This is a genomic window from Pseudomonas syringae pv. coryli str. NCPPB 4273, assembly GCF_000972175.1.
Taxonomy (GTDB): domain Bacteria; phylum Pseudomonadota; class Gammaproteobacteria; order Pseudomonadales; family Pseudomonadaceae; genus Aquipseudomonas; species Aquipseudomonas syringae.
The window spans coordinates 83,733-102,647 of sequence record NZ_AWQP01000005.1; the positions used below are offsets into that span (position 1 = coordinate 83,733).

General features: G+C 59.0%; 18 protein-coding genes. 4 read left to right on the plus strand and 14 right to left on the minus strand.

The genetic code is table 11. The features are described 5' to 3' along the window. Positions 1 to 102: 102 nt before the first annotated feature. Positions 103 to 1,116: a LacI family DNA-binding transcriptional regulator gene (locus P406_RS04485; protein ID WP_046235465.1), complete on the minus strand. Its 1,014-nt coding sequence runs from the start codon at positions 1,114 to 1,116 to the stop codon at positions 103 to 105. Positions 1,117 to 1,822: 706 nt separating this feature from the next. Between P406_RS04485 and P406_RS04490 the strand changes: the two genes are divergently transcribed. From P406_RS04490 to ospF, 3 genes are all read left to right on the plus strand, one after another. Next, positions 1,823 to 3,928 carry an NUDIX hydrolase gene (locus P406_RS04490; RefSeq protein ID WP_162234469.1) on the plus strand — a complete coding sequence of 702 codons (2,106 nt, stop codon included), beginning with the start codon at positions 1,823 to 1,825 and terminating at the stop codon, positions 3,926 to 3,928. A gap of 598 nt (positions 3,929 to 4,526) precedes the next feature. Next, a complete protein-coding gene (locus P406_RS30085; protein WP_256216468.1) occupies positions 4,527 to 5,321 on the plus strand; it encodes a cellulase family glycosylhydrolase in 795 nt (264 codons plus the stop codon). A gap of 165 nt (positions 5,322 to 5,486) precedes the next feature. Then, positions 5,487 to 6,290 carry a type III secretion system effector phosphothreonine lyase gene (gene ospF, locus P406_RS04500; RefSeq protein ID WP_003414793.1) on the plus strand — a complete coding sequence of 268 codons (804 nt, stop codon included), beginning with the start codon at positions 5,487 to 5,489 and terminating at the stop codon, positions 6,288 to 6,290. A 94-nt stretch (positions 6,291 to 6,384) separates the two neighbouring features. Here the strand turns inward: ospF and P406_RS04505 are convergent, their stop codons facing one another. From P406_RS04505 to P406_RS04560, 13 genes are all read right to left on the minus strand, one after another. Then, on the minus strand, positions 6,385 to 7,461 hold the full coding sequence (locus tag P406_RS04505; RefSeq protein ID WP_003423093.1) for a protein-glutamate methylesterase/protein-glutamine glutaminase: 1,077 nt from the start codon (positions 7,459 to 7,461) through the stop codon (positions 6,385 to 6,387). After that, a complete protein-coding gene (cheD, locus tag P406_RS04510) occupies positions 7,424 to 7,957 on the minus strand; it encodes a chemoreceptor glutamine deamidase CheD (protein WP_046235466.1) in 534 nt (177 codons plus the stop codon). Before cheD ends, P406_RS04505 begins: the two co-directional genes overlap by 38 nt. Then, complete coding sequence (locus P406_RS04515; RefSeq protein WP_003414795.1) at positions 7,954 to 8,763, minus strand: CheR family methyltransferase; 810 nt, start codon at positions 8,761 to 8,763, stop codon at positions 7,954 to 7,956. The genes cheD and P406_RS04515 overlap by 4 nt, the downstream gene beginning before the upstream one ends. Before the next feature lie 9 nt (positions 8,764 to 8,772). Beyond that, the gene (locus P406_RS04520) at positions 8,773 to 9,312 is read right to left on the minus strand and encodes a chemotaxis protein CheW (RefSeq protein WP_003347066.1); all 540 of its coding nucleotides are present in this window, start codon (positions 9,310 to 9,312) and stop codon (positions 8,773 to 8,775) included. A gap of 36 nt (positions 9,313 to 9,348) precedes the next feature. Next, positions 9,349 to 11,004, minus strand: a complete 1,656-nt coding sequence (locus tag P406_RS04525; protein WP_046235467.1) for a methyl-accepting chemotaxis protein — start codon at positions 11,002 to 11,004, stop codon at positions 9,349 to 9,351. Between the two features lie 29 nt (positions 11,005 to 11,033). Then, positions 11,034 to 13,145 (minus strand): chemotaxis protein CheA, encoded by a 2,112-nt coding sequence (locus P406_RS04530; protein ID WP_046235468.1) that lies wholly within the window; start codon positions 13,143 to 13,145, stop codon positions 11,034 to 11,036. Between the two features lie 46 nt (positions 13,146 to 13,191). Next, positions 13,192 to 13,482, minus strand: a complete 291-nt coding sequence (locus P406_RS04535; protein ID WP_046235469.1) for an STAS domain-containing protein — start codon at positions 13,480 to 13,482, stop codon at positions 13,192 to 13,194. A 23-nt stretch (positions 13,483 to 13,505) separates the two neighbouring features. After that, positions 13,506 to 13,874 (minus strand): response regulator, encoded by a 369-nt coding sequence (locus tag P406_RS04540; protein WP_002553206.1) that lies wholly within the window; start codon positions 13,872 to 13,874, stop codon positions 13,506 to 13,508. Between the two features lie 9 nt (positions 13,875 to 13,883). Further along, positions 13,884 to 15,101 (minus strand): methyl-accepting chemotaxis protein, encoded by a 1,218-nt coding sequence (locus tag P406_RS04545; protein WP_082100700.1) that lies wholly within the window; start codon positions 15,099 to 15,101, stop codon positions 13,884 to 13,886. 535 nt (positions 15,102 to 15,636) lie between these two features. Then, positions 15,637 to 16,935 (minus strand): NAD(P)/FAD-dependent oxidoreductase, encoded by a 1,299-nt coding sequence (locus P406_RS04550; RefSeq protein WP_003392712.1) that lies wholly within the window; start codon positions 16,933 to 16,935, stop codon positions 15,637 to 15,639. 95 nt (positions 16,936 to 17,030) lie between these two features. Then, positions 17,031 to 17,267, minus strand: a complete 237-nt coding sequence (locus P406_RS29680) for a DUF3094 family protein (protein ID WP_306345877.1) — start codon at positions 17,265 to 17,267, stop codon at positions 17,031 to 17,033. Further along, the gene (locus P406_RS04555; protein WP_003430737.1) at positions 17,152 to 17,685 is read right to left on the minus strand and encodes an MOSC domain-containing protein; all 534 of its coding nucleotides are present in this window, start codon (positions 17,683 to 17,685) and stop codon (positions 17,152 to 17,154) included. Before P406_RS04555 ends, P406_RS29680 begins: the two co-directional genes overlap by 116 nt. Then, positions 17,682 to 18,311 (minus strand): DUF1780 domain-containing protein, encoded by a 630-nt coding sequence (locus P406_RS04560; RefSeq protein ID WP_003392710.1) that lies wholly within the window; start codon positions 18,309 to 18,311, stop codon positions 17,682 to 17,684. The genes P406_RS04555 and P406_RS04560 overlap by 4 nt, the downstream gene beginning before the upstream one ends. 125 nt (positions 18,312 to 18,436) lie before the next feature. Here P406_RS04560 and P406_RS04565 point away from each other — a divergent pair, with 125 nt between their 5' ends. After that, a complete protein-coding gene (locus tag P406_RS04565; RefSeq protein ID WP_004409917.1) occupies positions 18,437 to 18,898 on the plus strand; it encodes a hypothetical protein in 462 nt (153 codons plus the stop codon). Positions 18,899 to 18,915: the final 17 nt, after the last annotated feature.

Here is an 18,915-nt window from a genome sequence, read left to right on the forward strand (position 1 = left end):
CGTACATCCTTGATGCGCCACAGTTTTCCGCAATCATCGGCCTTTCAGGAGGCAAACGGCAGTGCACTGATTTAATGCCGGGTGTTACTGGTTGCCCCGCAATCAGTCACTGCGCGTTGCTACCGTGCCCCGGCAGACCAGCTCTACGGGTACGCGCACGACGTCCTGCGCACAGTCGCCGCCCGTCATTCGCTGCAGCAGTTGCGCTACCCCGAGACGGCCAAGCTCTCTGGAGGATTGGCGGATGGTACACAGCGGCGGGGTCAGCAGGCTGGCGTAGACGGCGTCGTCGAAACCCACCAGCGACATGGCACCGGGCACGCTGATGTTGCGCTCACGCAGGACATCGAGCACGCCCAGAGCGATGAAGTCACTGGCGGCGAAAATCGCCTCCGGAGGGTGGGGCAGGGCGAGTAGCTGAGCGGTTGCGATACGCCCGAACTCACGGCTGTAATCCCCGAAGCACAGGTATTCCGGCACTTCTGCGATGCCCGCCAGCGTCAGCGCCTCCCGGTAGCCTGCATAACGTTCGCGGGCACTCATCAAGGCCGACGGCCCGGACACATGAGCGATGCGTCGATGGCCATGGCGGAGCAGATAGTCCGTTGCCAGGCGACCGCCCTGATGGTTGTCGGCGAACACTTTGGGCTGCGACGTGCCGGGGACGTCTTCGTCGAGCAGAATGATATTGCGGTAGCTCATCAGCTGGCTGGCCAGCGTGCCGTCATCCGGGCGGTTGCTGACCAGTAGCAAGCCATCGACGTTACGTGAATCCAGCCAGCGCACAAACGTGCTTTCGCGCTCAAGCAGGTTGCGGGTGACACACAGCACCAGGTTGTAACCATGTGCGGACGCCTCTTCCTCGGCCGCGTCTGCCAGCTCGGCAAAAAACGGGTTGGCGATGTCCGGCAGCACCAGACCGATGGTTTCACTGCCGCCTTTGCTCAGGCGCCGGGCCAGACTGTTGCCCCGGTAGTCCAGCGCCTTGATCGCCGTATCGATACGCTTCGCGGTCTCCGGCGGCAGGCTGATGCTTCGATTCAGATAGCGCGACACCGCAGCCTTGGAAAGACCTGCATGGTTGGCAACATCCTTGAGCGTTACGGGTCTGGTCATGGCGGTCGGCTTTGATGCCTGAAAAACGAAGCATTGAAGTGATGTGCCGGTATCTTCTCATGCGTGCCCGAACAGCCCGACGATTTTCTCTGCGGGTTGCGTCGAAAAAATCCATGTGGGGCGTTGGTCCGCCAGCTACCGTTGGCCTTTTGCACGGTTGCGACACGCTCTGCTGGAGCGAATGTGTGCCGTCTTGAGCTGTTGGTACGTAACTAAATATGGCGCATTATTTATATGTTGTCATATGACTTATGTCTGATCACTTCATACACTACGGTCACGCAAGTAGCCAAGGTATTCCTTGCATTGGCTTTAAGACATTCGCCACGAATGTAGATCACTTACAGTGATAGCTCTCCATTAAAGAAGCCCCTCTTGTGTGCTTAATGGAACCGCATAGCACACTGCGACACTCATTTACTCAATTTTCCAGTAAATGCGGGCGATGAGTGTTTGCGATGAATGCCATTCAGCCAATTATAAGCGCTGCTTATTTTCAATATTCTGTCGGTGATAGCAACTGGCTGCTTTCTCGAGCTTCTTCATTATCAACAGGCGTCATCCATGATTGGATCAACCCGAAAAGTGGCTATTTGCCTTGTGAGTATCGGCTGATGGCGTTCGAGTCTGATAACAGTCCTGATGCTTGTAACTCCAGGGACGAATGTTCATCGCGTGCCGCAAGACGAACGTTCAGGAGGGCTTAATGATAAATCCCGTAAAACACAATTTTATTCACCATGGGTTTTCAAACGCTCAAAGTACCTCGGCACTGGGGCCTGCCAGTAATAAAGTGCCCAACTTTGTTTCGCGAGGGCGAGGCAAGGGAGTTCCAGTGGAGGAATTCAATACTGCCGAAGAGTGTCGTTTGGCGGGGCGGCAGGACAGCGTACTGGATTCGATAGACGGCAAAGAGTTCATGCGACTGCTGCAGAAGTACACGGCCTCTGAAACAACCGAGGAGGAATTTGCGGACCTGAGAGCCTCCATACCGCGCTACTCCATCGAGTTGGCCAAGTCGGATCATCCTAAAGTGCTTTATCGGGGGATATCTCTGGATGATGAGGCGGCGTCGCTGTTGCTGAATACCTCCAAGGGTTACCGCAGTCGCGAAATAGCCCATGGTCTTATTCACGGCCTGCGCGTGGTTAAAGGCGTTTACACCGCGACTGGGGTGGCCAGCGCCTCGACAGTGTCAGCCGTTTCGCAAGGCTTTGCGCTGGTGAACGCGAACAGGAAAAAAGAAACACCGGTTCTTTTTGTATTGAAAGCGATGCCTGCCGTTCCCGCGCTCAACCACAGTGGTGCAAAGGGTGTGACACTCAGTGAGAGCCGGTTGCCGTTATCGGTGGCCAGCAAGAGTGAACATGAAGTCATTCTGGATATCACCAACCGGTACGAAATTACGCAGGCTCGCCGGAGCGGTGAGTTCATTGTCGTCGACATTACGGTTTTAGGGCGGTCCAAGAGGGGAAGTGAATTCGCCCTCGTCGAGACTGACAAATGGAAACAACTCTCTGGCGCCAAGGGCTCTAATCCAGGTGGATTGTTTCAAGCGCCCAATGGCGTTAAGTGGTACGTAAAAACCAACCCGTCTGCCAATAGACTTCGAAACGAGGTGCTTGCCTCCAGGCTGTACCGCGCCGCAGGAATCGATGTTCCTGACATAGAACTGGCGTCCCGCAAAGGCAAGCCCGCACTGATTTCAAAACTGATAGTAGGGAACCCCAAAGACCTCGATACGCTGGCAAAAAATAGCCAGTTGAAGTGCGGCTTCGCGGTGGATGCCTGGCTGGCGAACTGGGATGTCATCGGTCTGACGGGGGACAATGTCATCTTCAATCACCGTAACAAAGCTGTGCGCATCGACCTTGGCGGTGCGCTGGTCTTCCGCGCCCAAGGGGAGCACAAGGGTCATCAGTTCGGTACCACGCCCATGGAGCTGGTCACGATGCTGTCTCGTGAAGACAATTCGTCCAGTCGTGCCTTCCGGAAAATCGAGCGTAATGACATCCGCGAGGGTATTGCAGCGATAGAAAAAATACCGGACGCGCGTATTGCCGCACTGTGCGCAGAACACGGCCCTGGCAATCACAGCGAACGCGTTGAGCTCGGCAAGAGACTGATCAGTCGGAAGAAGTGGCTTGTCGATATGAAGCAGACGCTTCCTTATATTCATCGCCAAAAGAACGAGCGCGGCGATGTTGTCACTGTTAAAAAACCCACGTCACCCAGCGCGGTGGATACGTGGCGTGATCGATACGCAACAGCCGTTTTTGTACCTCACAGCGCTGTCCGTGGCAGCATGAACAACCTGCCGTTCAGATCATTCACACCCCCGAACACGATGGATGGCTGGCGCCGATTTACAACCCGGGCGGTCAACTTCACAGAGCCGGAATTTAAGCGTTCTCCGCACCTTGCTCCCGCCAGTGGAGCGATCATTTTTGAGCCCGACGGCAGGGTATGGATCACCGAGCCGACCAATCACCCGTTCGGCGCAACGCACGCTTTTCCCAAGGGAAAGCAGGAAGCCGGTCTGAACTTGAGGACCAATGCGCTCAAGGAAGTCTACGAAGAGACGGGGCTTCTGGTGGAATTCCACGGCTTTATCGGTGACTACGACCGAACGACATCCCGTACTCGTTATTACCTTGCCAAACGCATAGATGGCACACCGTCCGACATGGGCTTTGAATCTCAAAGCGTCAAGCTGGCAAACATTACCGAGGCCAAAAGACTGCTACCCAACGCCGTGGATATTGCCATCTTGCGAGACGCAGAACGGGCTTATCTAAAGGGCCCCTTTTAATGAATTTCCATCTGCTTGAGCGCTGACAGACGATAAAGAGGATTTCTGAAACCCTGCACAAAACCCCGTTCACCCAAACGCGTTACCTCCACAAAAAAGGAGTAATGAAATGAGCATGAATACCTCTGTAAGCAACAACAGCCCGGGGTGGTCGCCTGTCTCACCGGGCGACCAGGCTCCGAGTCCGGACTATTCAGGTAAATCGTCGAGCAATGCCGTGCACTTTCTTCCTCCGGAAAGTACCCAGCGCTCGCCGAACACGGTGAGTTGGGGGAATGGCGCGCCGACAACCGCCACCACCGGGAATGGACAAGCAGGAGGGGGCGATCAAAGTGACTTGATCGAGGCGTTGACGACGCTGATTCAGGCGCTGCTGAAACGCTTGCTCGGTGATTCTTTCGCAAGTAACTCTTCTGCAAATAACCCTTCCGAGAACCCGTCCCCTGCTTCGTCCGGTCCAGGTCGGGCTTCTGCTTCTCCCGGCGGTGCTGCCAGTTCGACGCCAGACTCAGGACTGTCTGAGCAGCCAAATCAAGCCGAACCGTTCAATAACACTGGCTTGGGTTCTCATGGCGGCGCGAATACGGTTCCTGACCGGATTGCGTCTCCTGAGGCAGCGCAAAAAATGGTCGAAGACGTGAAAAATGCCGGAGGGGAAACACTTCGCATCCAGATGACCCATGACCAGATCAATGACCCGGCGCAAATGGCCAAACTCAAGGCGATGGTCGATGCCGGCGACAAACAAGGGGTCAAGATTCAGTTTACGTTTCGTGACAACGCCAATGGCGGTGGTGGCAATGTCTTGTCCGGCGACAAGCTCAAACAAGCCGCCGACGATGTCAAAAACGTGGTTTCTGCCCTTGGAAACCATCCGAGTTTTGTACTCGATACGTTCAATGAGGGCGGCAAGAGTGCCACTCAAGGTTGGGCCGATATGCAGAGCACGTTGATCAAGTCAGCCCGCGACGCAGGTTACAAAGGCGACATCGTGGTGGAGGACAGCAATTGGGGTGGTGGTCTGACAGCCGGCGGGGAAAGCGGACTGGTCAAATACGCTGATCAGTTGAAAGCCGCCAACGGCAGCAACAACCCTGGCCTGATTGGCAGCATCCATGAGTACGCCAGCGGTGCCGATGCCTCCTCGCGTTTGTCATCGGAGATCAAGGCGCTTACGAGCGCGGGCTTCAAGCCGCAAATCGGTGAAGTCGGTAACGCCAACTGGACCGGAGGCGGTAACTTCGAACAGCGCGACGGCGCCAACCAGGCCGTGAAAGACAACATGGGCGCCCTGAAAGCGGCCGGCGCCGATGTGCTGCCTTGGATGGACCAGTTCGAGAACGGCAAGATCAAACACGATGTCGGTTTCTCGAAAGGCGATCAGTTTTCCTGATCCTGTTTCATGGAACCTGATTTGCCTGTTGACCACTCAGCGGGCAGCTATCTGTGAGGTCGTCAACGACCAGTGCAGAGCGGCGAGTTGGAGAGGTTGCACAGATGCTGCGCTGTCTGCGCAACCCCCTTTTTTCATGACCGATAAGTAGCAGGTATAAAAGCTATGCCTATCAACAGACCCGCCTTCAATTTAAAACTCAATACGGCCATTGCCCAGCCGACTGTGAAGAAGGATGCAGGTGCGGAATTGCGCCGTTTGAATCAGAGCGAAGTGCGTGCCAACACACAGACACGTTTTGCCGTTAATCACCGTGCCCCCACTTATGACGTCGCGCAAAGCGCGCTGGGTGAAAATCACGGTGGCTGGACTGCCGCCAATCATTTCAAGATGACGGGGTCTGAGGTCTTCATCCATATGGATCGCTTGGAGCCGAACTGCAAGGGGGAGTTTGCCGGAGACAAGATCCACCTCAGCGTTGCACCTGAGGATGTACCGGATGCATTCAATGCGATAGGCAAAATACTGCAGGCGAGCGACAGCCCGGTTGACTCGTGGAAAGTGACTGACATGAAATGCCTGCAAGCAGAGATGCCGGCGGCAAAGCAGCGCGTGGCGCTGGGCGCTCAGTTCACGATCTACGCCAAGCCCGACCGTGCAGACAACACCTACAGCCCAGAGTACATGGGCAAAATGAGGGGGATGATCAGCAGTATCGAACAGGAGCTGAGCGCCGCCGGTGTAAGGCAGAGCAGCCATCGCCCGGACTCCGATGTCTCCCCGGGGCACTGGAGCTATGCGTCTTACCGCAATGAGCATAAAAGCAACAGATCAGGCACCTCCAATCAGCACAGGAACCTGGAGGCAGAGCCTTTTTTCCAGTTGGTCTCATTCTCTGACGGGGCTTCAGGGTCATCCAGGTCCAGCGCTGGCCATCAGGCTTTGCTGACACCATCGTGGGCCCGATAAAGCTGTTTTTCTGAGCATTGCCGTGCGACCGGGGTTTCTGTCGTGAAACGTGGGTGTCGAAAGAAACGCTGGCTGCACGGCGACAGCTTCGGGTTCACCGGTGCAGGATCGCCTGATGAATCTCCTGCAACGGGATGATCCGCTGCGCCGCGTTCAGTTTGATCGCTTCCTTGGGCATGCCGAACACCACGCAGCTGGCTTCGTCCTGAGCCACTGTCGCGCTGCCGGCGTCGAGCATTTCCTTGAGCCCGCGTGCGCCGTCGTCGCCCATGCCGGTCATGATGATGCCGGTGGCGTTCTTGCCGGCGAATTTGGCCACCGAACGGAACAGCACGTCCACCGAAGGACGATGGCGGTTGACCAGCGGGCCGTCGATGACCTGGACGTGGTAGTAGGCGCCGCTGCGCGTGACCATCATGTGTTTACCGCCGGGGGCGATCAACGCGAGGCCGGGCAGGATGCGGTCGTTGTTTCTGGCCTCGCGCACCTCGATCTGACTCAGGCTGTTCAGGCGTTCGGCGAACGATGCGGTGAATTTCTCCGGCATGTGCTGGACGATGACCATGCCGGGACAGACGCGGGGCAGGGCCGTAAGCACCGCTTCGAGTGCCTGTGTACCGCCTGTCGAGGTGCCGATGGCGACGATGCGTTCAGTGGTCTGCGCCATGGCATGGCCGCTGGCAGCTGGCAGAATGGCATCGGCGGTCAGTTTGCTGGCCGGGGTCAGTACCGGGGCGGCGGTACGTTTGCCGAGGTTTCTGACGTTGGAGTTGGCTGCTGCGCGTACTGCGGCAACCAGCTCGGCAGCCGAATCGATGAGGAAGTTCTTCAGGCCGGTGGTGGGTTTGGTGATGATTTCCACCGCCCCGGCAGACAGCGCCTGCAATGAGGTTTCCGCGCCTTTCTGGGTCAGCGACGAGCAGATCACCACCGGTGTCGGCCGCTCGCTCATGATCTTCTTGAGGAAGGTGATGCCGTCCATGCGCGGCATTTCCACGTCCAGCACGATGACGTCCGGCCATTCCTGCGCGAGCTTGCTCATGGCGAATATCGGGTCTGACGCCGCACCCATGACATGAATATCGGGGGTGTCGTTGAGAATGGCCACCAGTACCTGACGAACTACAGCCGAATCATCGACCAGCAGTACGCTGATTTTTTTGTTTGGCATCTTTTTCCATTGCTTCCATTGGTTGGTGCCTGACCCATACGTTTCCGTCCCACAGGTCGAAGATGATGCTGCGATGGCCGGTGCTGCCCAGGTCCTGAGCCATCAGTTTCAGACGGTTTTGTTCGGCCAGCGCAAGCGCCGCGTGAACGTTGCTGTCAGCGACGTTCTGCATGTGCGGGTCATGACGATGAGCAGGAAACATTTCGCCGCCACCGAACAGCTTGACCTGATATTCCTCGGGCAGAGTGCCATTGGCCAGCGCATGACGGATGAGTATTTCCATCGCTTCGTCAGCGTACTTGCCGTCCAGTGGCTGATGCCTGCGTATGCGCCCGGGCAACATGAAGTGGCACATGCCGCCAATACGCCGCCACGGGTGCCAGAAGGTAATCGCCACGCATGAACCCAGCAATGTGCGCAGGCGAGTCGGCCGGGTCTGAAAGACCACTTCGCCAGGCCCGAGTACTATTTCGGCGACACCCACAGGCGTGTTCATGGTTTGCGGTAAATCGAAGGGGAGACCATTTTCAACATGTCATTTATACCGTTCAGGCTTTCTGAGTGGCTGATGATGAAATAGCCTCCTGGCTTGAGACGCGGAATCAACCGCGCGACCACTTTGCTTTTGGTTTCCTGATCGAAATAGATCATCACGTTGCGCAGGAAAATGACGTCGAACTCGCCCAGATCCGGCAGGGTGTCATTGAGATTGACCTGCACGAAGCTGACCCGGCTGCGCAACGACTTGTCGATCAGAAAGGTCCCTTCCTGGCGACCTATGCCTTTCAGACAGTATTTGAACAGCAAAGGTTGCGGCAACGTTTCGGTGCGCTCCAGAGGGTAGTGACCGCTGCGCGCTTTGCTCAGCACGCGAGTGCTGATGTCCGAACCGACCACTTCCCAAGGCGTGGTGCCCAGTTGTTCGGCCAGTGTCATCGCCAGGCTGTAGGGCTCTTCGCCAGACGAACTGGCGGCGCTCCAGATACGGAACATTTTGCCGTGTGTCACCTTGGGCAGCACCTGCTGACGCAGAAAATCGAAGTGCTTGGGTTCGCGGAAGAAGTACGTTTCGTTGGTGGTCAGCAGGTCCAGCGCCACTTGCAGCTCGCCGTTGCGCTGATCGTTCATGATCAGCTTGAAATACTCGCCATAGTTGTCCAGCTCGTAATGCTTGAGACGCTTGAACAGGCGGCCGGCGACCAGCGCTTTTTTGGCCAGCGTCAGTTTGATGCCCGCAGCGTTGTACAGCCAGTTCTGGAACTGGCCGAATTCGCGATCGGTGAGCGACGCTGTATCAGGCATGTGCAGGCCTCACGTCGCGTCGACGTCGGTCGGCAGCGACTGACTTGCCTCGGCTAGGCTGGACATTTCATCGATGGACAACACGCGGTCGACCTCAAGAACGATCACGAACTTGCCGTCGACCTTGGCCATGCCGCTGATGAAGTCGGCGCGAATTCGCGCACCGAAGTTCGGCGGCGGCTCGATCTGCGACGCCGGAATCTCCAGCACCGCTGAGACATTGTCGACCAGCAGACCGATGTCCTGCGGCTGGCCGTCCTCGCTGTTGGCCTCGATGATGATCACGCACGAGCGCCGGGTGATGGCCGAGTTCTGCCGCCCGAAGCGCGCCGACAGATCGACCACCGGCACCACCGCGCCGCGCAGATTGATCACCCCGCGCACGAAGGCGGGCATCATCGGCACCACTGTCAGGCTGCCGTACTCGATGATTTCCTTGATGCCCAGAATGCCGATGGCGAACATCTCGCCACCGAGCATGAAAGTCAGGTACTGCGCCTCTTCTTCGACCGTCGCTGCGGTCTGCCGAGTCGTGACCAATGAGCCCATGTCGTTCTCCCCTGGAGTCTCTATCGAAGCCGGCAGTCAGAAACGGGTAAATTCCGATTCGTCCGGGGCGCCCGCCATGCTTTGCGCAAATGCCTTGCGCGGAGCCTGCTGCGGTGGGCGCGGAGGCTGACGGTTCGGGCTGTTGCGGCTGTCGAAAGTAGCGCTCTGTGCGACGGCCCTTGGCGATGCGTCGAGGGTAAAGAAACTCATGGCCTGTTGCAGTTGTTCGGCCTGGCTGCTCATTTCTTCAGCCGTGGCCGCCAGTTCTTCGCTGCTCGATGCGTTTTGCTGGGTGACCTGGTTGAGCTGGGTCATGGCAGTGTTGATCTGCGCCACACCGGCTGCCTGCTCTTCCGACGCGGCACTGATTTCCTGCACAAGGTCGGAGGTCTTGTTGATCGAAGGCACCATCTCGTCCAGCAACTTGCCGGCCTTCTCGGCCATGTCCACGCTGCTCGACGACAGCTCGCCGATTTCCTGCGCGGCCACCTGGCTGCGTTCGGCCAGCTTGCGCACCTCGGCGGCCACTACCGCGAAACCCTTGCCATGTTCGCCGGCGCGCGCGGCTTCGATGGCGGCGTTGAGGGCGAGCAGGTTGGTCTGGTAAGCGATGTCGTCGATGATGCTGATGCGCTGGGCGATTTTCTTCATCGCCACAACGGTCTGCTGCACCGATTCGCCACCATCGGTGGCTTCCTTGGCGGCCTTGCTGGCCATGCCATCGGTAACCTTGGCGTTCTCGGTGTTCTGGTTGATGCTGGCGCTCATCTGCTCGACCGACGCGCTGGTCTCTTCGACACTGGCGGCCTGCTCGCTGGTGGCCTGGCTCATCGACTGCGCGGTGGCGCTAACTTCTTCCGACGCGCTGGCCAGGTTGTCGGCGGCGTTACGCACTTCGCCGATGATGTGCGACAGCTTGCCGACCATATTGCGCATGGCATTGAGCACCATGCCGGTTTCGTCCTTGGAACCGTGGCCGATATGGGCGTTGAGGTTGCCCTCTGCCAGCTGCTCGGCGGCCGTTGCGGCCTCTTTCAGCGGGCGGGAGATGATCCGGGCAATGAACAGCGCCAGACCCAGGCCTATCAGCAAGGCGGCAATCAGCACAACGACGATCGAGATGCGTGCGTTTTCGTACAGCTTCGTGCCCTTGTCACCCGCGACAGTCGCACCGGCGTCGTTGAGCTCGACCATTTTTTGCAACTGGCCGGTCAATTCGTCGAAATGCGTTTTGGACTCGCCCTTCAGCATCGCTCGTGCCTGGGCTTCGAGGCCCTGACGGGACATGTCGAACAACTCGCCGCTGCTCTTGAGGTACGCAGCCCATGTGGCCGTAGCGCTGTTGAGTAGCTGGCGATCCTCATCACTGACCACCAGCTTTTCATAGGTGGCCAGGCGGGTTTCGAACTGTTTGCGAGCGTCCGCTGCTTCAAGCTCCATCTGCGCCTTTTCCTGGGCGGTGTCGGCTGCAATGTGGCGGTTTTCCTTCAAGCGATAGTTGGCGGCGAAGAAGCGCATGCCCGCGGCCGCACGCATCGACGGCATCCAGTTTTCCTTGATGTCCTGAGCGGCCTGGTTGACCTGGCCGAGCTGGAGGATGGCAAAGACTCCCATGGCCGCGGTCAACGCCAGAACCACCAGAAACGAGGTAATCAGCTTGGTGGAAATCTTCAGATCGTAGAACCATTTCATGAAGTAACTCCTTGGGAATTGCGAATCCGTCAGCGAGAAGTGGGCAACAGGGATTGAGGCGCCTGGGTCGAGCGGGCCTCCATGTGTACGATCTGGTTGAGCAGGGCGGGGATGTCGAGAATCAACGCCACCGCGCCACTGCCCAGGATCGTCGAGCCGCTGATGCCGCGCAGCGCGCCGAACAGCTTGCCCAGAGGTTTGATAACGGTTTGGAACTCGCCAAGCAGCTCGTCGACCACCAGCCCGGCCTTGTGCTCGGCGTAACGCACCACCACCACGTTCTGGCGCCTGGCGGCCGGGCCTTCATGATTGAAGTGGTCGCGCAGGTAGACCAGCGGCAGCACTTCGCCACGCAGGTCCAGGTAGCCGCTGTCGCGGGTCAACTGCCGGTTGTGTTCGTCCAGCTCGATGCATTCCTGCACCATGTCCAGCGGGATCACGTAAGTCGACTGATCGATACCGACCAGAAAGCCGTTGATGATCGCCAGCGTCAGCGGCAGGCGGATGCGCACGATGGTGCCCTGACCGGGCTGACTGTCCAGATCCACCGTGCCGCGCAGCAAGGTGATGTTGCGCTTGACCACGTCCATGCCGACACCGCGCCCCGAAAGGTTGGTGACGGCCTCGGCAGTGGAAAAGCCGGGTTCGAAAATCAGGTTGTAGATCTCCTGATCGGTGAGGCTTGCGCCGACCGCCACCAGCCCGCGTTGCTGGGCCTTGTCGAGGATGCGCTCGCGGTTGAGTCCGGCCCCGTCGTCGGCGATTTCAATGACGATGCTGCCCGAGTCGTGGTACGCATTGAGGCTCAAATGACCTTTGGCCGGCTTGCCTGCGGCGCGACGTGCTTCGGCGCTCTCGATGCCGTGATCCATGGAGTTGCGCAGCAGGTGCATGAGCGGGTCGCCGATCTTTTCGACGACGGTCTTGTCCAGTTCGGTCTCCGCGCCATTGATGATCAGGTCGATGTCCTTGCCCAGTTCCTGGCTGACATCGCGCACCACACGGCGGAAGCGATTGAAGGTGTCGCCGATGGGGATCATGCGCAGGTGCAGCGCGCCATCCAGGATCTGCTCGACCAGCCCCGATACGGTGGAACTGGCTTCCTGAAGCGGGTCGTTGTCGCACGACTTGGCCAGCAGGCTGGCGCCGGCGCTGGCAATGACCAGCTCGCCGACCAGATTGATCAGCTCGTCGAGCTTGTCGGCGTTGACGCGCACATAGCGGCCATCCTTGTTTTTCTGCTCGCCGGCCGAAGAAGGGCGCTCTACAGCGGTTGCCGTTGCCGTTGCGGGCGTTCGTGGCACTGCGCGCTGATCGCCCAGCAGTTCGCCGCTGGCCACCATAGGGCTGTGCTCGGGCTGCGAGACCAGTTCGGTGCCGGTGGGCTCGACGTGGTCTGGCGTCTCGTTCACCGGGGTGATTTCCACGGCGCAGTCTTCACGCACGAAATCGAAGACTTCGTTGATCGCGGCGTGCCCGGCAGCAGAGCGGAAGTCGATCTCGAAACCCAAGTGGCAGGATTCCGGGTCCCACGCCTCAACTGCTGGAATACTGTCGGTTACCGTCGTGACCTGGACCATCCGCCCCAGGGTATTGAGATAGCGCAGGAACGACAGTGGGTCCATGCCGTTGCGAAACACATCCACGCCAAAACGTAGCGAGATATGCCAGAGCACTTCGGCTGACGGTTCATCATCGCTGACGACCGACGCGCTCGCGCTGTCAGCGGCCCCGGCGCTGGCCGGTGCCTGGAATACCTGCAACGCCTGACGCAGCGCTGCCTCGCGCTCCAGTGCAGGTTGCTGCATCTGCTCGCCACGGCTGGCGACCACGTCGATCAACTCAAGCATGTGATCGCCGGATTTGAGCAGCACGGCGATCAGCTCGGCGTTTACCGAAACGCTGCCTTCACGCAGACGATCCAGCACGTCTTCGACGATGTGAGTAAAACTGACGATAGGCGTCAGCCCGAACAGTCCGGCCGAGCCTTTGATGGTGTGCGCTGCGCGGAAAACCGCGCCGATCGCGTCCTGGTCGCCGGGCTCGCTTTCGAGTTGCAGGAGGGATTCCTCCATGGCCTGCAAAAGCTCACGCGCTTCAACGATGAACGTCTGCTGTGCCTGATCGAGATTAATACTCACGATGACTTCCTTGATCGATCACTGGGCAGTACTGCAAATGGACGCGCTACAGCACCATACCCGGATTACATAACTCGAAGGTTTCGCTGACCGCCTTGCTTTGCCCGGTCAAATGCAGCGAAGTCCCGGTCTTGCCGGCTTCGCGCTGAATCACAGCCAGCAGTTGCAGACCGGCGCCGTCCATCTCGGTGACCTGTGAAAGATCAACCTCCAGGCGTGCCGCAGTTCCGATCTGTGGCAATAGCCTGGCGGCCAGTTCGGTCACGGTGTAGATCGTCAACTCGCCGTCTATCTGCACGCGTGCAGTGTCGTTGGCGCTCTCGTCTGGCGTGGGCATGCTGGCCTCCATGGGCCTGGGTCTCAGGGCAGGATGAGCTTGGAAACCGCTGCGAGCATTTGTGCCGGCTGAAACGGTTTGACGACCCACGCCTTGGCGCCTGCGGCCTGACCTTCAGCCTTTTTCGATTCCTGGGATTCGGTGGTCAGCATGATGATGGGCGTGAACTTGTAGCTGGCCAGCTTCTTCACTTCCTTGACGAAAGTGATGCCGTCCATGTTCGGCATGTTCACGTCGCTGATGATCAGGTGCACCTTCTGCCCGGTGAGCTTGCCCAGTGCATCCTTCCCGTCACAGGCTTCGATAACGTCGTATCCGGCACTCTTCAGCGCGATACCGACGACTTGCCGGACGCTGCTTGAATCGTCGACCACCAATACACTCTTAGCCATGATTTACTCCTAGAAAAACGTGATTTCCTGCGAATCCTGCTGTGCTGCCGATTCACCTCGGTGAGTGCGACGTTGCTCGTCGGTCGCGTAGGTGGACTCCATGCGCGCCAGCCATTGCCGGGCGTCGATGGCGACCGCCTCATCAGGGGATTGGCTAGCCTGCAGAAGGTGCGCGTGCAGCGAGTCGATGTTGTCGCGTACGTGGGCGAGAATCTGGCTGACCCGGTCCTGAAACTGCAGGTTCACCAGAACCTCGGTCATTTCGTCGCGAATCCCGTAGCTCTCCTGCTTGAGCAGGTCGGCGGACTCGGCCAGGCGACCGGTGATGCTCTGGAAGCGCTCCAGTACGTTCTGAATGCTTTGTTCGGAAGCGGCCACCGAATGGCTGTCCTGATCGGCGCCGCTCGATGCGGCCTGCACCAGCTGGGTAATCGCGTTGTTGATGATGTCGACCTTGGCGGACATCTGCTGACCGGTTTCGCTGGACTTGCTCGACAGGCTGCGCACCGCATCGGCCACCACGGCAAAGCCACGGCCTGCCTCACCGGCGCGCGCCGCCTCAATGGCCGCGTTGAGGGCCAGCAGGTTGGTCTGTGCGGCAATCGCTGCAACGTCGGCGGCCATGGTGCGCAATTCGCCGGTGTAGGCGGTGAGGCTGCGGACCTGGGAGAGCGTCTGGTCGCGGCTGGCCTGAGTGGATTTGAGCGAGTCGATTACCTGGCTCAGCTCGCTGTCACTCTGCGACAACACTTTCAGCGCACCATCGGCGTTCTGACCGTCCAGTTCACCGGCAGCGTGTTGCGACGCCTGTACGGTTTCCTGCAGGCGTTCGGAAATGCCCATGAAGCGCGTGCTCAGCTCGACAATCGCGGTTTCGGTCTGCTGGCGCGAGCTTTCGACCTGCTTGGCCCAGATCGGCATGGCACCAAGGAGGATCTCATTAAACTGGGCGTTGGACGCCATGGCGCTGCTTTGTGCGCTATGCGCCTGGTGATGATCCAGCGCCTGAGCCACGGCGCGGCGCACTTCGATCTGCTGTGAACGGGCAGCCCAGGCACACGCGCCTAGACCGATCGCCAGCAGTACAGCGCACGCCACCAGATTGGCCGTACCCGTGCCGAACTGCGTGAGAATCCAGGCAATGGCGGGTATGACGGGAATGAGTGAGAACCAGATGAAACGCGGATGATTTTGTGCAGGAGTACTACTGTATTGATTCGACATCATGGGTTCGATCCCTGAACAGTGCAGCGTTGTACACGACTCAATGGTTATCTGCGCGCCGCAGACAAACTTGATAACAGTACGAGAGCCTTCCGTCCGATTGCTTGGCGCACAACCCGATCCTGTTAAAAATAGCGGGTATTCGGGGCACCGCAAGTCGGCGCAGCAAACGCGTTGGCAGAACAGCCGAATTCACTTGGGAGAGGACGCAGAGCGTCCGGAACGGCATGCGACGCAGAGCGCCGCACGATAGAGGGGGGATCGTTCCTCACGCTCCAGCGTGGGAATGCGTTTCACGACGCTCTGCGTCGCAAGAGGACGCGGAGCGTCCGGAACGGCATGCGACGCAGAGCGCCGCACGATAGTGAGATGATCGTTCCTCACGCTCCAGTGGGGAATGCATTTCACGACGCTCTGCGTCGCAAGGTCTGCGCTGCCCCGCACAGTCAAGATAAGACGCAGAGCGTCCAGAAAGGCATGCCCACTTCAGAGCATGGGCACGAGAGTGCTCTCCCGTGCACTTCTCGTCTGGCGTGTCTTAGTGCAGCTTCATCCGCGGCTCGGTGCCTTTGCCGATCTTGCTGCCCAGCATCAGCATCAGGGTACGGAAGGTGCCGTACAGCGCCATCTGGTGCATGCGGTACAGCGACACGTAGAACATCCGCGCCAGCCAGCCTTCGAGCATCACGCTGCCCATCAGGTTACCCATCAGATTGCCGACGGCCGAGAAGCTCGACAGCGAGATCAGCGAGCCGTAGTCCTTGTAGGTGTACTCCGGCAACGTCTTGCCTTCGATCCGCAAGCGCAGCGACTTAACCAGCAACGACGCCTGCTGATGGGCGGCCTGAGCGCGCGGCGGGACGTTGCGGTCGGTGCCTTTTTGAGGGCAGGCCGCGCAGTCACCGAAGGCGAAGATATTTTCGTCACGTGTGGTTTGCAGCGTCGGCAGCACTTGCAACTGATTGATCCGGTTGCTTTCCAGGCCATCCAGTTCATGCAGGAAGGCCGGGGCACGGATACCTGCCGCCCAGACCTTCAAGCTCGCCGGAATGACCTGCCCGGTAGCAGTGATCAAGCCATCAGCCGTCACTTCACTGACTGCCGCATTGGTCAGCACAGTCACGCCGAGCTTTTCCAGCGTCTTGTGCACTGGCGCGCCGATGCGCTCAGGCAGCGCGGGCAACACCCGTGGGCCGGCTTCGATCACCGTGATGCGCAGGTTTTCCGGCTTGATCTGACCCAGCCCGTAAGCCGCCAGCTCATGCGCTGCGTTGTGCAGCTCTGCCGCCAGCTCGACACCGGTTGCACCAGCACCCACGATGGCCACGGTGATTTCCTGCGCGCTGTCGGCCTGACCGGCGTGGGCGCGCAGGTAGTGGTTGAGCAGTTGCTGGTGAAAGCGCTCGGCCTGCTTGCGGCTGTCGAGAAACAGGCAGTGCTCTGCCGCGCCCTTGGTGCCGAAGTCGTTGGTGGTGCTGCCCACCGCGATGACCAGCGAGTCGTAACCCAGGCTGCGTGCCGGAACCAGTTCTGCGCCGTTTTCATCCAGCGTCTCGGCCAGATGAATCTGGCGGCTGGCGCGGTCAAGACCGGTCATGCGCCCGAGTTGAAACTGAAAGTTGTTCCACTTGGCCTGAGCCACGTAGTTCAGCTCGTCCTCATACGAGTTGAGCGAACCGGCAGCCACTTCGTGCAACAGCGGCTTCCAGATATGCGTCAGGTTGGCATCAACCAGCGTGACACTGGCCGTGCCTTTCTTGCCCAGGGTCTTGCCCAGACTGGTCGCCAGCTCCAGACCGCCAGCGCCTCCGCCAACGATAACAATACGATGCGTCATAAGGATTACTCGGAAGGTTTAAGGAATTCGGGGGGAGCTCGATCTTCGCGAGCGCAAGGCAGCTCATAGCGTCAGAAGGCTCAATAAAGGGTTCATCACCACACTGTCCGGGTCAGGAGCGGCCTGCGCTCGACTGGATGCCGGTGTGCCTGAAGGTACTCTTCGACACACCTTTGCGGTTCCGGGTTCAGGTGGCTGCTCAATTTATGCGTTGTCTCAAGCGTGCTGACGGGCAGGGGGCCAGGGATCAGTGATTTCCAGCGGCTCGACCTGCAACACATCGTCCAGGCGGATGATGCCGCTTTGTAACACTCGCGCAGTGATTCCGCCATGCCCACGCACCGCCTGGAACGTCCCGTGACCAAGGCGCTGCTCAAGTCGCGCACACGGCTGACACCAGCCGGTGGTTTCGAAAATCGCCTGACCGATCCGGAAGCGTCGATTCTTCAGGCTGAACAGGTTGATGCCACTGATCACCAGATTGCGCCGCAAATCCTGCGGCACGATGGGGTTATCCGCCGCGCGGTTCAGCAACGAGCCAACCACCGCCAGATGCTCCCACTGGATCAACGTCACCTGCCGCGCATTGCGCGGGCCGGGCCGCGAGTGATCGCCGGTCAGACCCGCTTCGCGCCGCGCTTCCACGGCGTCCAGCTCGATCATCTCGACCCGCGATTGCGGACGCACGCCTATCCAGCGCACACGACCTTGTTGCGGCACATCGGCCAGCAGTTCCTGCAAGGGGCTCATAAACTGATTCCAACATCGAAAACGACACTGCGCCCCAGATTGGTACGCAGAAAATCCGGAGCGCCGGGATGCGCGAACAATACCCGAGCGAAGGTCGGCCCCACCAGCGACAACGAGCGCCAGCCCTGACGCAGGTACTCGGTCGGTGGTGGAAAGTGACTGTTGAGGTCCAGCACCTCGCGCTTGAGGCTGGCGAAGGCAATGATATCCAGCCCGCCCAGATCAATGCCGCGTTCGCGATAGTTGGTGGATTTCTTGCGCAGGGTAGGGGCGAGTCGGTGCAGCAGTTCAGAGGCCGGAATCCGCTTGGGCTTGGCCTCCCGACGTACCAGTTGGCTCAACGAGAACGCGCTTCGTCGTCGCGCCAGCTCCTCGCGCCACTCGTCATTGAGACGCCGCCCCTCATCCAGCACGAAAAACACCTCGAAGCGCCCGTCACGAAACAGCACATCCGGCGGCTCCTGACTGGCAGGCATGAAGTCCTCATTACGATGCGTAATGTTCAGCCCCTGCAACAGGCGCTGACAAACCCAGCGCTCACGCTCCCACTTCCGCGCATTGGAAAGAAAGGCGTTGGCTTGTTCGGCCTGGATCGTCAACAGGCGCAGGTAGTCTGAGTCATCCATAGGGCCAAGCTTAGCGTTCAAGTTGCCATGACTGGAAGAGTGAATGCAGGGGTGTAGACTGGCAATTCATTTTTTGATCGCTTGCGATAAATGTCGCAGGCGCCTTTTTTATCGAGGATCGACCTGTGAAGCTTCTGCCCATCCTGCTGCTGGCCTTGCTGCCCCTCACCGCTAACGCCCTGCAAGTCGGCGAGCGTCTGTCCTCCTGGACACTGCTCGATCAATACGATCAGCCCTACACTTTGAACAACCAGACGCAAACCCTGCTGGTCGCACGCAGCATGGACGCCGCCAAGCTGGTGAATGCCGCCCTTCAGGACAAGCCAAAAGGCTTTCTGGAATCACGCCATACGGTGTTTGTCGCTGACATCCAGAAAATGCCAACCATCATCGCCAAAATGTTCGCCATCCCCAAAATGCGTGACTACAGCTATCGCGTGATGCTTGATCGAGAGGCGCGCATCGTGCCGCAGTACGCAGGCGATGACGATAAGGTGCTGTGGTTACAGTTGCGCGACGGGCAGTTGGTCAGTCAGCAGCAGTTTGGCAGTGCTGATGCGTTGAGGGCTGCGTTGGACGGTAAATGATCGCGAGACATGAGCGT

What these genes read in the sequence shown, in the direction of transcription:
- P406_RS04485 (WP_046235465.1), bottom strand. Translation starts at nt 1,116, where the DNA reads ATGACCAGACCCGTAACGCTCAAGGATGTTGCCAACCATGCAGGTCTT.
- ospF (WP_003414793.1), top strand. Translation starts at nt 5,487, where the DNA reads ATGCCTATCAACAGACCCGCCTTCAATTTAAAACTCAATACGGCCATT.
- P406_RS04535 (WP_046235469.1), bottom strand. Translation starts at nt 13,482, where the DNA reads ATGCCCACGCCAGACGAGAGCGCCAACGACACTGCACGCGTGCAGATA.
- P406_RS29680 (WP_306345877.1), bottom strand. Translation starts at nt 17,267, where the DNA reads ATGGCGGAATCACTGCGCGAGTGTTACAAAGCGGCATCATCCGCCTGG.
- cheD (WP_046235466.1), bottom strand. Translation starts at nt 7,957, where the DNA reads ATGAACACGCCTGTGGGTGTCGCCGAAATAGTACTCGGGCCTGGCGAA.
- P406_RS04505 (WP_003423093.1), bottom strand. Translation starts at nt 7,461, where the DNA reads ATGCCAAACAAAAAAATCAGCGTACTGCTGGTCGATGATTCGGCTGTA.
- P406_RS04515 (WP_003414795.1), bottom strand. Translation starts at nt 8,763, where the DNA reads ATGCCTGATACAGCGTCGCTCACCGATCGCGAATTCGGCCAGTTCCAG.
- P406_RS04520 (WP_003347066.1), bottom strand. Translation starts at nt 9,312, where the DNA reads ATGGGCTCATTGGTCACGACTCGGCAGACCGCAGCGACGGTCGAAGAA.
- P406_RS04560 (WP_003392710.1), bottom strand. Translation starts at nt 18,311, where the DNA reads ATGGATGACTCAGACTACCTGCGCCTGTTGACGATCCAGGCCGAACAA.
- P406_RS04540 (WP_002553206.1), bottom strand. Translation starts at nt 13,874, where the DNA reads ATGGCTAAGAGTGTATTGGTGGTCGACGATTCAAGCAGCGTCCGGCAA.
- P406_RS04550 (WP_003392712.1), bottom strand. Translation starts at nt 16,935, where the DNA reads ATGACGCATCGTATTGTTATCGTTGGCGGAGGCGCTGGCGGTCTGGAG.
- P406_RS04555 (WP_003430737.1), bottom strand. Translation starts at nt 17,685, where the DNA reads ATGAGCCCCTTGCAGGAACTGCTGGCCGATGTGCCGCAACAAGGTCGT.
- P406_RS04545 (WP_082100700.1), bottom strand. Translation starts at nt 15,101, where the DNA reads ATGATGTCGAATCAATACAGTAGTACTCCTGCACAAAATCATCCGCGT.
- P406_RS04525 (WP_046235467.1), bottom strand. Translation starts at nt 11,004, where the DNA reads ATGAAATGGTTCTACGATCTGAAGATTTCCACCAAGCTGATTACCTCG.
- P406_RS04490 (WP_162234469.1), top strand. Translation starts at nt 1,823, where the DNA reads ATGATAAATCCCGTAAAACACAATTTTATTCACCATGGGTTTTCAAAC.